Raw genomic sequence first — 15,060 nt, 5'->3', positions numbered from 1 at the left:
CCACACATTTCGTGGCCGTCCGCGCGCTGACCCGGCGCGGGGCGGTTGGACAGGGAGAAACGACAAGGTGGCAGCACCGAAGAAGGGCCGGCGGCCCACGGGGGCTCAGGGGAGGCCGGGGCGCGCCCTGGCGATCATCCTGATCGCGATGGTGGCGCTCACCGCGGGGATGTTCCTCTCTCATCAGACGACTCCCCGGCTGGGCATCGACCTCGCCGGCGGCACGAGCATCACGCTCAAGGCCAAGAGCGAGCCCGGCAAGCCGGACGCGATCAACGAGACCAACATGAACACGGCGGTCGGCATCATCGAGCGCCGCGTCAACGGTCTCGGCGTATCGGAGGCCGAGGTCCAGACCCAGGGCCGCGACCACATCATCGTGAACATCCCCAAGGGGACGAACGAGCAGCAGGCGCGCGAGCAGGTCGGTACCACCGCCCAGCTGTACTTCCGTCCGGTCCTCGCCTTCGCCGACGGCGCCCCCGCCGCGCCCGAGGGCAACCAGAGCCCGAGCCCCTCCGCGAGCGGCTCCGGCGCCCCCAAGGCCGATGACGGCAAGTCCCCGTCGGCCACCCCGTCGTCCAGCGCCACTTCCCAGGGCCGTGCGCTCAGCGAGGCCCTCAAGGCCCCGAACGCCCCCACTCCCACCCCCTCGGGTAGCGAGTCGAAGAAGGCAGACGACAACAAGGCCACGCCGACCCCGTCGGGCTCGGCGTCGGGCGCTCCGTCGCCCTCCACGCCCCCGGCGGCGGAGGACACCGCGGCCGCCGGCCTGCAGGAGGCCTTCGCCAAGCTGGACTGCACCAACGAGGAGCAGCGCGCGGCCGCCGGCAAGGGCGTCAAGCCCGAGGACCCGATGGTCGCCTGTGGCCAGCGCGGCGCCGCCTGGGGCAAGTGGATCCTCGGCCCGGCCCAGGTCGACGGCCAGGACGTCAAGGACGCCAAGGGTCAGATCGACCCGCAGCGCGGCATGTGGATCGTCACGATGCAGTTCACCGACAAGGGCGCCGACAAGTTCGCCAAGATCACCGGTGAGCTCGCCACCAAGCAGGCCCCGCAGAACCAGTTCGCCATCGTCCTCGACGGCCAGGTCATCTCCGACCCGTCCGTCAGTCAGGCGCTGACCGGCGGCAACGCGGAGATCTCGGGCGGCTTCACCCAGCAGTCCGCGCAGGACCTGGGCAACATGCTCTCGTACGGCGCCCTGCCGCTCTCCTTCAGCGAGGACAGCGTCACCACCGTCACCGCCGCGCTCGGCGGCGAGCAGCTGAAGGCCGGCCTGATCGCCGGCGCCATCGGCCTGCTGCTCGTGGTGATCTACCTGCTGGTGTACTACCGGGGCCTGGCGTTCGTCGCCATCATCAGCCTCCTGGTCTCCGCCATCCTCACCTACACGATCATGGCGCTGCTCGGAAAGGGCATCGGCTTCGCGCTGAACCTGCCCGCCGTCTGCGGTGCGATCGTCGCGATTGGCATCACGGCGGACTCGTTCATCGTGTACTTCGAACGCATCCGCGACGAGATCCGCGAGGGCCGCACCTTGCGTCCGGCCGTCGAGCGCGCCTGGCCGCGGGCCCGGCGCACCATCCTGGTCTCCGACTTCGTGTCGTTCCTGGCGGCCGCGGTGCTGTTCATCGTCACGGTCGGCAAGGTGCAGGGCTTCGCCTTCACGCTGGGTCTCACCACCCTGCTCGACGTGGTCGTGGTGTTCCTCTTCACCAAGCCGATCATGACGCTGCTGGCGCGTACGAAGTTCTTCGCCAGCGGTCACCCGTGGTCCGGGCTGGACCCGGAGCGGCTCGGTGCCAAGCCGCCGCTGCGCCGGTCCCGCCGTACCGCCGCACCCGCCCCCGTCGACGCAAAGGAGGCGTGAGAGATGTCGAAGCTGGGAGATCTCGGCGCCAGGCTGTACCGCGGTGAGGTCGGCTACGACTTCGTCGGCAAGCGCTTCATCTGGTACGGCGTTTCCATCCTGATCACCATCACGGCGATCGCGGCCCTGGCCATTCAGGGCCTCAACATGGGCATCGAGTTCAAGGGCGGTGCCGTCTTCACCACCCCGAAGACGGCCGTCTCCGTCGCCAAGGCGACCGAGGACGCGGAGAAGGCCTCGGGCCACGACGCGATCGTCCAGGAACTCGGCACCGGCGGCCTGCGGATCCAGATCTCCGGTCTGGACACCGACGCCGCCACCGCGGTGAAGAAGCAGCTCGCCACCGACCTGAAGGTCACCGAGGCCGACATCAACGCGGACCTGGTCGGTCCCAGCTGGGGCGAGCAGATCGCGAACAAGGCCTGGACCGGCCTCGGGATCTTCATGGTCCTCGTGGTGATCTACCTGGCCATCGCCTTCGAGTGGCGGATGGCGGTCGCGGCGCTGATCGCCCTGATCCACGACCTCACGATCACGGTGGGCATCTACGCGCTGGTCGGCTTCGAGGTCACGCCGGGTACGGTCATCGGTCTGCTGACGATCCTCGGTTACTCGCTCTACGACACCGTCGTCGTCTTCGACGGTCTCAAGGAGGGGTCGAAGGACATCACCAAGCAGACCCGCTTCACGTACAGCGAGATCGCCAACCGCAGCATCAACGGCACGCTGGTCCGCTCGATCAACACCACGGTCGTGGCGCTGCTCCCGGTCGCGGCCCTGCTGTTCATCGGTGGCGGTCTGCTGGACGCCGGCATGCTGAACGACATCTCGCTGTCGCTGTTCGTCGGCCTCGCGGCCGGTGCGTACTCCTCGATCTTCATCGCGACCCCGCTGGTCGTGGACCTCAAGGAGCGCGAGCCGGCGATGAAGGCCCTGAAGAAGCGGGTGCTCGCGAAGCGCGCGTCCGCGGCGGCCAAGGGCGAGTCCGCGGACGGTGAGGTCTCCGCCGCGGACGAGCCGGAGGTCGTGGCGCGGGCGCAGGCACAGGGCCGTCAGCCGGGGCGGCGCCGGTGACGGCGTCGCCGCTGTCCGAGGACGTGCGCGAGCTGCTGCTCGGCCGGATCAGGGACGTGGCGGACTACCCGAAGCCGGGCGTGATGTTCAAGGACATCACCCCGCTGCTGGCGGACGCGAAGGCGTTCGCGGCGCTGACGGACGCGCTGGTCGCGCTGGCCGGGCAGTACGGGGCGACGAAGATCGTCGGGCTGGAGGCACGCGGGTTCATCCTGGCGGCTCCGGTGGCCGTGCAGGCCGGGATCGGCTTCATTCCGGTGCGCAAGGCCGGGAAGCTGCCGGGAGCGACGCTGGCGCAGTCGTACGAGCTGGAGTACGGGACCGCGGAGATCGAGGTCCACGCGGAGGATCTGTCGGCCGGTGACCGGGTCATGGTCATCGACGACGTCCTGGCCACCGGCGGCACCGCCGAGGCCTCGCTCTCGCTGATCCGGCGGGCCGGGGCGGAGGTCGCCGGCGTGGCGGTCCTGATGGAGCTGTCGTTCCTGCCGGGGCGCCTGCGGCTGGCCGACGCACTGGGCGGGGCTCCGCTCGATGCGCTGATCGTGGTCTGACCTTCTCGCTCGCCGAGCGGCGGGTATCCGGGACATCCCGGGTGCCCGCCGTTCGCGTGTCCGGCGCCGCTGCCGGGGGCCGGCCCCCGGCAGCGGACCCGCGGGGGACGGAGGCCCGGGGAACGAGGGGGGCCAACCCTCGCTACGATGGGTTATCCGGACCGGACACGGGCACCGGATCCTCCCCCACCCTTCGTACGGGGGGACCCCCAGAGGAGCGCTCTTGCCAGACGAGGTCCAGCCACTCCCCGCCGCGCAGCCCGACCCGCAGGCCGAGCAGGCCGCGGCGCCCGCCGCCACGCCCCCGCCGGCCCCGCCGGTCAAGCCCGCGCCGGCGAAGTCGGCCGGGTCCTCCAACCGGGTGCGCGCCCGGCTCGCCCGGCTGGGCGTCCAGCGCTCCAACCCGTACAACCCGGTACTGGAGCCGCTGCTCCGCATAGTCCGCAGCAACGACCCGAAGATCGAGACGGCGACGCTGCGCCAGCTGGAACAGGCCTACCAGGTCGCCGAGCGCTGGCACCGCGGCCAGAAGCGCAAGAGCGGCGACCCGTACATCACCCACCCGCTCGCGGTCACGACCATCCTCGCCGAGCTCGGCATGGACCCCGCCACCCTGATGGCGGGTCTGCTGCACGACACCGTCGAGGACACCGAGTACGGCCTCGAAGACCTGCGCCGCGACTTCGGCGACGCGGTGGCCCTCCTCGTCGACGGCGTCACCAAGCTCGACCGGGTCAAGTTCGGCGAGGCCGCGCAGGCCGAGACCGTCCGCAAGATGGTCGTGGCGATGGCCAAGGACCCGCGGGTCCTGGTGATCAAGCTCGCCGACCGCCTGCACAACATGCGCACCATGCGCTACCTCAAGCGGGAGAAGCAGGAGAAGAAGGCCCGCGAGACCCTCGAGATCTACGCCCCGCTGGCGCACCGGCTGGGCATGAACACGATCAAGTGGGAGCTCGAAGACCTCTCCTTCGCGATCCTCTACCCGAAGATGTACGACGAGATCGTGCGCCTGGTCGCCGAGCGCGCGCCCAAGCGCGACGAATACCTCGCCGTCGTCACCGACGAGGTGCAGACCGACCTCAGGGCGGCCCGCATCAAGGCCACCGTCACCGGCCGGCCCAAGCACTACTACAGCGTCTACCAGAAGATGATCGTCCGAGGCCGTGACTTCGCGGAGATCTACGACCTGGTGGGCATCCGCGTCCTCGTCGACACCGTCCGGGACTGCTACGCGGCCCTCGGCACCGTGCACGCGCGCTGGAATCCGGTTCCCGGCCGGTTCAAGGACTACATCGCGATGCCCAAGTTCAACATGTACCAGTCGCTCCACACGACGGTCATCGGGCCCAGCGGCAAGCCGGTCGAGCTCCAGATCCGCACCTTCGACATGCACCGCCGCGCCGAGTACGGCATCGCCGCCCACTGGAAGTACAAGCAGCAGACCGTCGCCGGCACCTCCAAGGTCCGCACCGACGTCCCGCAGGCCGCCAAGGGCAGCGCCGGGCAGGACACCGTCAACGACATGGCCTGGCTGCGCCAGCTGCTCGACTGGCAGAAGGAGACCGAGGACCCGGGCGAGTTCCTCGACTCGCTGCGCTTCGACCTCTCCCGCAACGAGGTCTTCGTCTTCACGCCCAAGGGCGACGTCATCGCGCTGCCGGCCGGAGCCACGCCCGTGGACTTCGCGTACGCCGTCCACACCGAGGTCGGCCACCGGACCATAGGGGCCCGGGTCAACGGCCGCCTCGTCCCGCTGGAGTCCACGCTCGACAACGGCGACCTCGTCGAGGTCTTCACCTCCAAGGCCGAGGGGGCGGGCCCGTCCCGCGACTGGCTCGGCTTCGTCAAGTCCCCGCGGGCCCGTAACAAGATCCGCGCCTGGTTCTCCAAGGAGCGCCGCGACGAGGCCATCGAGCACGGCAAGGACGCCATCGCGCGGGCCATGCGCAAGCAGAACCTGCCGATCCAGCGCATCCTGACCGGCGACTCCCTGGTCACCCTCGCGCACGAGATGCGCTACCCCGACATCTCCTCCCTGTACGCGGCGATCGGCGAGGGCCACGTGGCCGCGCAGGGCGTCGTGCAGAAGCTCGTACAGGCCCTCGGCGGCGAGGAAGCCGCCAACGAGGACATCGAGGAGTCCATCCCGCCGGCGCGCGCCCGCAACAAGCGGCGCAGCAACGCCGACCCGGGCGTCGTGGTCAAGGGCGTCGACGACGTGTGGGTCAAGCTGGCCCGCTGCTGCACCCCGGTGCCGGGCGACCCGATCATCGGGTTCGTCACGCGCGGCAGCGGCGTATCGGTTCACCGCGCGGACTGCGTCAACGTCGACTCGCTCTCCCAGCAGCCCGAGCGGATGCTGGAGGTCGAGTGGGCGCCCACCCAGTCCTCGGTCTTCCTGGTCGCCATCCAGGTCGAGGCCCTGGACCGGTCCCGCCTGCTCTCGGACGTCACCCGCGTCCTGTCGGACCAGCACGTGAACATCCTCTCGGCCGCCGTCCAGACCTCCCGCGACCGCGTGGCCACCTCCCGCTTCACCTTCGAGATGGGCGACCCCAAGCACCTGGGCCACGTCCTGAAGGCCGTACGGGGCGTGGAGGGCGTGTACGACGTCTACCGCGTGACCTCGGCCCGCCGGCCGTAGCCACACGCACGAGGGCCCCGGTACGGATCATCCGTACCGGGGCCCTCGTGCGTGCTCGGGGAGCCGGCTCAGCCGCCGAACTCCTCCAGGCCCTTCAGCGCCTGGTCCAGCAGGGCCTGGCGGCCCTCCAGCTCGCGCGAGAGCTTGTCGGCCTTCGCGTTGTTGCCCGCCGCGCGCGCCGCGTCGATCTGCTCACGCAGCTTGTCGACGGCCGCCTGGAGCTGACCCGTCAGACCGGCCGCACGCGCCCGCGCCTCCGGGTTCGTACGGCGCCACTCGCCCTCCTCGGCCTCCTGGATGGCCCGCTCCACGGTGTGCATCCGGCCCTCGACCTTCGGCCGGGCGTCCCGCGGCACGTGGCCGATGGCCTCCCAGCGCTCGTTGAGGGAGCGGAACGCGGCACGGGCCGCCTTCAGGTCGGTGATCGGGACGAGCTTCTCGGCCTCGTCGGCCAGCTCCTCCTTGAGCTTCAGGTTCTCCACCTGCTCGGCGTCGCGCTCGGCGAAGACCTCGCTGCGCGCCGCGAAGAACACGTCCTGCGCGCCGCGGAAGCGGTTCCACAGGTCGTCCTCGGCCTCGCGCTGCGCCCGGCCCGCCGCCTTCCAGTCCGCCATCAGCTCGCGGTAGCGGGCGGCCGTCGGACCCCAGTCGGCCGACTTCGACAGCGACTCGGCCTCGGCGACCAGCTTCTCCTTGACCTTGCGGGCATCCTCGCGCTGCGCGTCCAGCGAGGCGAAGTGCGCCTTGCGGCGCTTGGAGAACGCGGAGCGGGCGTGCGAGAAGCGGTGCCACAGCTCGTCGTCCGACTTGCGGTCCAGCCGCGGCAGACCCTTCCAGATGTCCACCAGGGCGCGCAGCCGCTCGCCGGCACTGCGCCACTGGTCGCTCTGCGCCAGCTGCTCGGCCTCGACGACCAGCGCGTCCTTGGCGGCGCGGGCCTCGTCGGTCTGCTTGGCCTTCTGGGCCTTGCGCTCCTCGCGCCGCGACTCGACGGTCTCGACCAGCTTGTCCAGCCGCACGCGCAGCGCGCCGAGGTCACCCACGGCGTGGTGCTCGTCCACCTGCGTGCGCAGGTGGTCGATCGCCGTCTGCGCGTCCTTGGCGGACAGATCGGTGGTCCGCACCCGCTTTTCGAGGAGGCCGATCTCCACCACAAGGCCCTCGTACTTGCGCTCGAAATAGGCCAGGGCCTCCTCAGGGGTGCCCGCCTGCCACGAACCGACGACCTGCTCGCCCTCGGCAGTACGCACGTACACGGTGCCCGTCTCGTCGACTCGGCCCCACGGGTCGCTGCTCACAGCGCCTCCTCCACCTGATGCCCTGCGAGGGGTTCACCCCCTGGGCATCGTCCACAGTTTCCTGGGGCGGGCCGCGCCCGCCCTGCACAACGCCAACATAGGCGACCGCCGGGCCGGCTGTCCGCATCCCGCACGACGGAATATCGACGTACGCGCGGTAAGGGGCCGCCGGGCCCGCGGCAGCTGCTTCCGGTCAGTTCTGGGTGACGGTGCCCTTCTCGATCTTGACCTCGTTCTTCGGCGCCCCGTCCGAGCCGCCGTCGGCGGCGCCCGCCTTCGCGATCTCCTCCAGGACCTTCAGGCCCGCCGCGTCGATCTTGCCGAACGGCGTGTACGAGGGCGCCAGCGGGCTGTCCTTGTAGACCAGGAAGAACTGGCTGCCGCCCGAGCCGGGCTGGCCGGTGTTGGCCATCGCGACCGTGCCGGCCGGGTAGACGACCTGGCCCTTGTCGTTCGCCTTGCCGAGCGAGTCCAGGTTCTCGTCCGGGATGTTGTAGCCGGGGCCGCCCATGCCGGTGCCCTCGGGGTCTCCGCACTGGAGCACGAAGATCCCGCTCGACGTCAGCCGGTGGCACTTGGTGTTGTCGAAGTAGCCCTTGTCGGCCAGCGACTTGAACGAGTTCACGGTCTGCGGGGTCTTCGACGCGTCCATGGTGAAGCCGATGTCGCCCGCGCTCGTCTTCAGGGCGAAGGTGTACTTCGCCTTCTGGTCGATGGCCATCTCGGGCGAGGGGGACTGCTTCGGGGACGGCGAGGCCGACGGGCTCGCGGCCGGGTCGGCCGCCTGGTCCTTCGTGTCCTTGTCGAAGACGCCGCCCACGATGAGGCCGACCAGCGCCGCGACCACCACGGCCACCGCCGCGCCGATCACCGCCCCCCGTCGGCGTGACTTCTGGCGGGCCTCGGCCCGGCGCTTCTGCTGGCGCTCGTACTTCTCCCTGGCGAGCTGTCGCCGCCGCTGATCGCTCGTGACCACCGGGTCGTCTCCTTGTGCGTCTCTGGTACCACTGTCCGGGCTGGGTTAGGCCGTACCGTATATGGGTTCGCTGTGTGATGAGGGGCGCCGGTAGGCTCTGAGCAGCAGCATTCCGATCTGCAGCCTCCCGCCGGACGACGATTGAGGACGAACGTGCTGATTGCCGGGTTCCCCGCCGGGGCCTGGGGGACCAACTGTTACCTGGTCGCCCCCGCCGCCGGTGAGGAGTGCGTGATCATCGACCCGGGCCACCAGGCCGTCCAGGGTGTCGAGGAGACGCTGAAGAAGCATCGGCTCAAGCCCGTCGCGGTCGTGCTGACCCACGGCCACATCGATCATGTGGCCTCGGTGGTCCCGGTGTGCGGAGCACACGACGTTCCGGCCTGGATCCACCCCGAGGACCGCTACATGATGAGCGACCCGGAGAAGGCCCTCGGCCGCTCCATCGGGATGCCGCTCATGGGCGAGCTGACCGTGGGCGAGCCGGACGACGTCCGCGAGCTGACCGACGGCGCCGCCCTGAAGCTGGCCGGAATGGACTTCTCCGTGGCGCACGCGCCGGGGCATACCAAGGGGTCGGTGACCTTCCGGATGCCGGAGTCCCCGGACGTCCCGTCCGTGTTCTTCTCCGGCGACCTGCTCTTCGCCGGCTCCATCGGACGCACCGACCTGCCCGGCGGCTCCCACGCCGAGATGCTCCGGTCGCTTGGCCGCGTGTGCCTGCCGCTCGACGACTCGACCGTGGTGCTGTCCGGCCACGGTCCCCAGACGACCATCGGCCGCGAGCGCGCGACCAACCCGTACCTGCGGGAGGTCGCGGCCGGCCTGGCAGCGGACCCGACAGCCGCTCCACGACGAGGAATGTGACGAGAGTTTCGTGAGCACCTTCAAGGCCCCCAAGGGCACGTACGACCTGATCCCGCCGGTCTCCGTGAAGTACCTGGCCGTGCGCGAGGCCATCTCGGCCCCCCTGCGCAACTCCGGCTACGGCTACATCGAGACCCCCGGCTTCGAGGACGTCGGCCTCTTCGCCCGCGGTGTGGGCGAGTCCACCGACATCGTCTCCAAGGAGATGTACGCGTTCGAGACCAAGGGCGGCGACCAGCTCGCCCTGCGCCCCGAGGGCACGGCCTCGGTGCTGCGCGCGGCGCTGGAGGCGAGCCTGCACAAGCAGGGCAACCTGCCGGTCAAGCTCTGGTACTCGGGCTCGTACTACCGCTACGAGCGCCCGCAGAAGGGCCGCTACCGCCACTTCTCGCAGGTCGGTGCCGAGGCGATCGGTGCCGAGGACCCGGCCCTGGACGCCGAGCTGATCATCCTGGCCGACCAGGCGTACCGCTCGCTGGGTCTGCGCGACTTCCGGATCCTGCTGAACTCGCTGGGCGACAAGGAGTGCCGCCCGGTGTACCGGGAGGCCCTGCAGTCCTTCCTGCGCGGCCTCGACCTGGACGCGGAGACCATCCGCCGGGCCGAGATCAACCCGCTGCGCGTGCTCGACGACAAGCGGGCCGACGTACAGAAGCAGCTGGTCGGCGCTCCGATGCTGCGGGACTACCTGTGTGACGCGTGCAAGGCGTACCACGAGGAGGTGCGGGCCCTGATCACGGCGGCCGGCGTCGCCTTCGAGGACGACGAGAAGCTGGTGCGCGGGCTCGACTACTACACGCGGACCACCTTCGAGTTCGTCCACGACGGTCTGGGCTCGCAGTCCGCGGTGGGCGGCGGCGGCCGCTACGACGGCCTGTCCGAGATGATCGGCGGCCCCGCGCTGCCGTCCGTGGGCTGGGCCCTGGGCGTGGACCGTACGGTGCTGGCGCTCGAGGCCGAGGGCATCGAGCTGGACCTCCCGGCGGCGACGTCGGTGTTCGCCGTGGCCCTGGGCGAGGCCAAGCCGGTCCTGTTCGGGCTGGTGACCCGGCTGCGCAAGGCGGGCATCGCCGCCGACATGTCCTACGGGGGCAAGGGCCTCAAGGGCGCCATGAAGGACGCGAACCGCAGCGGCGCGCGCTTCGCGGTCGTCGCGGGCGACCGCGACCTCGCCGAGGGCGTCGTCCAGCTCAAGGACATGGAGTCCGGCGAGCAGGCCGCCGTGCCGGTGGCCGAGCTGCTCACCGTGATCCAGGCCCGCCTGGGCTGACGCGGCCGCCCGCCGAGGGGCGGGGCCGGGGAGCGCCCCGGCCCCGCCCCTTCCGCGTTTCCCGGGTCCTTATCCCCGTCGAACGGTGGACGCACGGTCCCGTACGGCACAATGGCCCTGCTTGATGACCTTGGGAATGCGGAGCGGGCGGGATCGGTATCGGTATGACGACACGAAGCGCGGACGCGGACACCACTCCCGGGACGACCGGGGGCAGCCGGGCGCTGGCCCTGCTGCTGGTGATCACGGGGGCCGCGGGTCTGCTCGCCGCCTGGATCATCACGCTCGACAAGTTCAAGCTGCTGGAGGACCCGAACTTCAAGCCGGCCTGCAGCCTGAACCCGATCGTCTCCTGCGGCAACATCATGAAGAGCGACCAGGCGTCGGCGTTCGGCTTCCCGAACCCCATGCTCGGGCTCGTCGCCTACGGCATCGTGATCTGCGTCGGCATGAGCCTGCTGGCCGGGGCGCGCTTCCGCCCCTGGTACTGGCTGACGCTCAACGCGGGCACCCTCTTCGGCGTCGTCTTCTGCGCCTGGCTGACCTACCAGTCGCTGTACAACATCAACTCGCTCTGCCTGTGGTGCTGCCTGGCCTGGGTCGCCACGATCCTGATGTTCTGGTACGTCACCTCGCACAACGTCCGTCAGGGCCTGCTGCCCGCGCCGGGCTGGCTGAAGGGCTTCCTCGACGAGTTCACCTGGGTGCTCCCGGTCCTGCACATCGGGATCATCGGCATGCTGATCCTGACGCGCTGGTGGGACTTCTGGACCTCCTGACCGGAGGCGGCGGGACTGTCGGTGGCCTCGCATAGGCTTCCCGTGTGGAACCAGACCTGTTCACCGCCGCTGCCGAAGACCGCCGGGAGAAGGACCCCTCGACCTCTCCACTCGCCGTCCGGATGCGCCCGCGCACCCTGGACGAGGTCGTCGGCCAGCAGCACCTGCTGAAGCCCGGATCACCGCTGCGGCGGCTGGTCGGAGACGGGGCCGGGGGCCCCGCCGGTGCCTCCTCGGTGATCCTCTGGGGGCCGCCGGGCATCGGGAAGACGACCCTGGCCTACGTGGTCAGCCAGGCCACGCAGAAGCGGTTCGTGGAGCTGTCCGCGATCACCGCGGGGGTCAAGGAGGTACGCGCGGTCATCGAGGGCGCGAAGCGCGCGGCCGGCGGGTACGGCAAGGACACCGTCCTCTTCCTCGACGAGATCCACCGCTTCAGCAAGGCGCAGCAGGACTCGCTGCTCCCGGCCGTCGAGAACCGCTGGGTGACACTGATCGCGGCCACCACCGAGAACCCGTACTTCTCGATCATCTCCCCGCTGCTGTCGCGCTCCCTGCTGCTGACGCTGGAGCCGCTGACGGACGAGGACCTGAGCGCGCTGATGCGGCGGGCGCTGACGGAGGAGCGCGGCCTGGGCGGGGCGGTCGCCCTGCCCGCGGACGCCGAGGCGCACCTGCTGCGGATCGCCGGAGGCGACGCCCGGCGGGCGCTCACCGCGCTGGAGGCGGGGGCCGGGGCGGCCATCGCCAAGGGCGAGGCGGAGATCACCCTCCAGACGGTGGAGGAGGCGGTCGACCGCGCCGCCGTCCGCTACGACCGGGACGGCGACCAGCACTACGACGTGGCGAGCGCGCTGATCAAGTCGATCCGCGGGTCGGACGTGGACGCGGCGCTGCACTACCTGGCCCGGATGATCGACGCGGGGGAGGACCCGCGGTTCATCGCGCGGCGCCTGATGATCTCGGCGAGCGAGGACATCGGCCTGGCCGACCCGACGGCCCTGCCGCTCGCGGTGGCCGCGGCCCAGGCGGTGGCGATGATCGGCTTCCCGGAGGCCGCGCTGACCCTCTCGCACGCCACGATCGCGCTGGCGCTGGCCCCGAAGTCCAACACGGCCACCACCGCGATCGGGGCGGCGCTGGCGGACGTACGGGCCGGACTGGCCGGGTCCGTGCCGGCGCACCTGCGGGACGGGCACTACAAGGGCGCGGCGAAGCTGGGGCACGCGGTGGGGTACGTGTACCCGCACGACGTGCCGGGCGCCATCGCGGCGCAGCAGTACGCGCCGGACGAGATCCACGGCAAGCGGTACTACGAGCCGACGCGGTACGGGGCGGAGGCGCGGTACGCGGACGTGGTGGAGAAGGTGCGGGAGCGGCTGCGCGGCGGGTCCTGACCTGCGGCGCCGTCGCGGCGCCGTGCCCCCGGGCGGGGCCCTGGGTATGGGATGCTCCGTCGCATGGGACCCCGTGTGCCGGCCGTCGTGCCGGTCGTCGCCGTGACGGCGGCGCTGCTGCTCGGCGCATGCCACCACGAGGAACCCGCGCAGGGCGAGGTCCGGGCGCTGGTGGCCCAGGTGCCGCTCGCCGGCGCCGGGTTTCCGCCGGCCGCGGCCACCGCCCGGACGCAGCTGGCGGGGCTGAAGGTCGAGTGGGGCAGGAACTGGGAGACGTACAAGCGGGAGAACTTCGGCCGGTACTGGTCGGACGAGACCGACGGCATCGGCGGGCGCAACGGGTGTGACACCCGGGACGACGTGCTGCGCCGGGACCTCAAGGAGCTCCGCGAGGGCGACCGGAACCCCTGCGTCGTGATCTCCGGGGTGCTGCACGACCCGTACACCGGCAAGGAGCTCCCCTACTCCTACCGGCGCGCCTCGCAGATCCAGACCGACCACGTCGTCGCGCTGGGCGCCGCCTGGCGGGGCGGCGCGTACGCCTGGACCCCGCAGCGCAGGCTCGAGTACGCCAACGACCTCGACGTGCTGCTCGCCGTCGACAAGCAGACGAACTACGAGAAGAGCAGCAAGACCGCCGACAAGTGGAAGCCGCCCCTCACGACGTACTGGTGCGAGTACGCGCGCCGCTACACCGGGATCAAGGCCAAGTACCGGCTGTCGGTGACGCCGCCCGAGAAGCTCGCGCTCCAGGAGATGCTCGCCACCTGCCCTCAGTGACCGGCCGCGGCGAACAGCGTCCGCATCGCACGGCGCAGCCCGCAGATGTCCGCCACGGGCTCGGGGAAGTCGAACCGGGCGTCGAAGGAGCCGGCCGCGCCCCCGGTGAAGCGCACGCGCAGGCCGAGGCGGTCCAGGGCGAGCGGGGTCGCGGCCATGCCGTCCGCCTCCCGCGCGCCGAGCAGCCCGCACAGCTCCCCGATCCGGTCGGAGTGTGCGGAGGCCAGGTGCTGGAGGAGCTCCGCCTCGTGGGCGACCATCGGGTCGGGCGCCGCCGCGGCCATGTCGTCCGGGTCCACGTGCTCGGCGCCCCACAGGTCGTCCACCGAGATCTCGCCGACCTCCAGACGGAGCATGACCCACGCGGGGCGGCCCGACATCCCCAGCAGCTCGCCCACCGGCTGCCGCTCCGCGAGCAGTGCCGCGCAGGCCGCGCGCTCCGCCCCGCGCACCGCCGTCAGCCAGCCCGCCAGCCACGCGCGGCCTCGGATACGATGAGCCACGGACACCGGCGCCACATCCGTGATCTCGATCACGGCGGTGAGGTCGTCGTCCTGGGCGTGAGCGGCTGCCCTGGCAGCCGCGGACTCCGCGGAAACAAGGAGAATCACGTCCCCGTCCGGGGTGACGGTCCGAGCGGCCGGCATCCCTGCCCCGAACTCGTCGGGCCCGTGACTGTCACGAGCACCCGGCAGGGTGAGGGATACTGAGGCGTTGGACTCTACGAGGGTTCGTACGCGTTCGGCTCCGGTGAGCTGCCGAACGCCTTCCCTGGGACGCGGCTGACCTTGCCTATCGTTGTCGAAAGCGGATTCCGTTGTGTTGGAATCCGAACTCCGATGCGCACTGGGCAGGGGGATCCCATGTGGTCGAGACATTACGTCCTCCTCGCTAAGGTAAGCCTCACCTAACTTACATGGAGGTAGGTTCCACGTGAACCAGAAGCGACCCAAGGTCAAGAAGTCGCGTGCCCTCGGCATTGCGCTGACCCCGAAGGCCGTCAAGTACTTCGAGGCCCGCCCCTACCCGCCGGGCGAGCACGGCCGTGGCCGCAAGCAGAACTCGGACTACAAGGTCCGTCTGCTGGAGAAGCAGCGTCTGCGCGCTCAGTACGACATCTCTGAGCGTCAGATGGCCCGCGCGTACGACCGCGCCAAGAAGGCCGAGGGCAAGACGGGCGAGGCGCTGGTCGTCGAGCTCGAGCGTCGCCTCGACGCCCTGGTCCTGCGTTCGGGCATCGCCCGCACCATCTACCAGGCCCGCCAGATGGTCGTTCACGGCCACATCGAGGTCAACGGTGGCAAGGTCGACAAGCCGTCGTTCCGTGTCCGCCCGGACGACGTCGTCACCGTGCGCGAGCGCAGCCGCGAGAAGGTTCCGTTCCAGGTTGCCCGTGAGGGTGGCTACGCAGGCGAGGGCGAGACCCCGCGCTACCTGCAGGTCAACCTGAAGGCCCTGGCCTTCCGCCTGGACCGCGACCCGAACCGCAAGGAAATCCCGGTCATCTGCGACGAGCAGCTCGTCGTCGAGTACTACGCCCGCTGA

The 15,060-nt window shown here is 70.7% G+C and carries 13 protein-coding genes; 10 read left to right on the top strand and 3 right to left on the bottom strand.

What is annotated here, in order from left to right; translation table 11 throughout:
• Window positions 1-67 precede the first annotated feature (67 nt).
• The 4 genes from secD (at window position 68) to ACTVZO_RS08970 (ending at window position 6,148) form a co-directional block, all read left to right on the top strand.
• Entirely contained in the window at window positions 68-1,873 is a 1,806-nt protein-coding gene (gene secD, locus ACTVZO_RS08985; protein ID WP_443297886.1) for a protein translocase subunit SecD, read from the top strand.
• Between the two features lie 3 nt (window positions 1,874-1,876).
• Complete coding sequence (secF, locus tag ACTVZO_RS08980; RefSeq protein WP_443297885.1) at window positions 1,877-2,947, top strand: protein translocase subunit SecF; 1,071 nt, start codon at window positions 1,877-1,879, stop codon at window positions 2,945-2,947.
• Window positions 2,948-2,958: 11 nt separating this feature from the next.
• On the top strand, window positions 2,959-3,501 hold the full coding sequence (locus ACTVZO_RS08975) for an adenine phosphoribosyltransferase (protein WP_443303091.1): 543 nt from the start codon (window positions 2,959-2,961) through the stop codon (window positions 3,499-3,501).
• 223 nt (window positions 3,502-3,724) lie between these two features.
• Window positions 3,725-6,148, top strand: coding sequence for a RelA/SpoT family protein (locus ACTVZO_RS08970; protein ID WP_443297884.1), 2,424 nt, complete (start codon window positions 3,725-3,727; stop codon window positions 6,146-6,148).
• Between the two features lie 68 nt (window positions 6,149-6,216).
• Here the strand turns inward: ACTVZO_RS08970 and ACTVZO_RS08965 are convergent, their stop codons facing one another.
• The gene (locus tag ACTVZO_RS08965; protein WP_443297883.1) at window positions 6,217-7,446 is read right to left on the bottom strand and encodes a DUF349 domain-containing protein; all 1,230 of its coding nucleotides are present in this window, start codon (window positions 7,444-7,446) and stop codon (window positions 6,217-6,219) included.
• A gap of 193 nt (window positions 7,447-7,639) precedes the next feature.
• Complete coding sequence (locus ACTVZO_RS08960) at window positions 7,640-8,422, bottom strand: peptidylprolyl isomerase (protein WP_443297882.1); 783 nt, start codon at window positions 8,420-8,422, stop codon at window positions 7,640-7,642.
• 153 nt (window positions 8,423-8,575) lie between these two features.
• Between ACTVZO_RS08960 and ACTVZO_RS08955 the strand changes: the two genes are divergently transcribed.
• The 5 genes from ACTVZO_RS08955 to ACTVZO_RS08935 all read left to right on the top strand — a co-directional run bounded on the left by ACTVZO_RS08955 (window position 8,576) and on the right by ACTVZO_RS08935 (window position 13,515).
• Window positions 8,576-9,289 (top strand): MBL fold metallo-hydrolase, encoded by a 714-nt coding sequence (locus tag ACTVZO_RS08955; RefSeq protein ID WP_443297881.1) that lies wholly within the window; start codon window positions 8,576-8,578, stop codon window positions 9,287-9,289.
• Between the two features lie 10 nt (window positions 9,290-9,299).
• Entirely contained in the window at window positions 9,300-10,559 is a 1,260-nt protein-coding gene (gene hisS, locus ACTVZO_RS08950; RefSeq protein ID WP_443297880.1) for a histidine--tRNA ligase, read from the top strand.
• A gap of 164 nt (window positions 10,560-10,723) precedes the next feature.
• Complete coding sequence (locus ACTVZO_RS08945; protein WP_443297879.1) at window positions 10,724-11,338, top strand: vitamin K epoxide reductase family protein; 615 nt, start codon at window positions 10,724-10,726, stop codon at window positions 11,336-11,338.
• A 44-nt stretch (window positions 11,339-11,382) separates the two neighbouring features.
• Complete coding sequence (locus ACTVZO_RS08940) at window positions 11,383-12,735, top strand: replication-associated recombination protein A (RefSeq protein ID WP_443297878.1); 1,353 nt, start codon at window positions 11,383-11,385, stop codon at window positions 12,733-12,735.
• A gap of 63 nt (window positions 12,736-12,798) precedes the next feature.
• A complete protein-coding gene (locus ACTVZO_RS08935) occupies window positions 12,799-13,515 on the top strand; it encodes an HNH endonuclease family protein (protein ID WP_443297877.1) in 717 nt (238 codons plus the stop codon).
• Here ACTVZO_RS08935 and ACTVZO_RS08930 read toward each other — a convergent pair.
• Entirely contained in the window at window positions 13,509-14,393 is an 885-nt protein-coding gene (locus tag ACTVZO_RS08930; protein WP_443297876.1) for a DUF2470 domain-containing protein, read from the bottom strand. The genes ACTVZO_RS08935 and ACTVZO_RS08930 overlap by 7 nt on opposite strands.
• Window positions 14,394-14,448: 55 nt before the next feature.
• Between ACTVZO_RS08930 and rpsD the strand changes: the two genes are divergently transcribed.
• Window positions 14,449-15,060 carry a 30S ribosomal protein S4 gene (rpsD, locus tag ACTVZO_RS08925; protein WP_150520470.1) on the top strand — a complete coding sequence of 204 codons (612 nt, stop codon included), beginning with the start codon at window positions 14,449-14,451 and terminating at the stop codon, window positions 15,058-15,060.

The sequence above is a fragment of the Streptomyces sp. IBSNAI002 genome, assembly GCF_052244475.1.
GTDB lineage: Bacteria > Actinomycetota > Actinomycetes > Streptomycetales > Streptomycetaceae > Streptomyces.
The sequence above is the reverse complement of the archived record's forward strand: the minus strand, read 5'-3'. Positions and strand labels throughout refer to the sequence as shown.

Bases quoted from the DNA above. Each gene is read 5' to 3' on its own strand.
- secF (WP_443297885.1), top strand. From the start codon at position 1,877: ATGTCGAAGCTGGGAGATCTCGGCGCCAGGCTGTACCGCGGTGAGGTC.
- ACTVZO_RS08930 (WP_443297876.1), bottom strand. From the start codon at position 14,393: ATGTCTCGACCACATGGGATCCCCCTGCCCAGTGCGCATCGGAGTTCG.
- ACTVZO_RS08935 (WP_443297877.1), top strand. From the start codon at position 12,799: ATGGGACCCCGTGTGCCGGCCGTCGTGCCGGTCGTCGCCGTGACGGCG.
- ACTVZO_RS08945 (WP_443297879.1), top strand. From the start codon at position 10,724: ATGACGACACGAAGCGCGGACGCGGACACCACTCCCGGGACGACCGGG.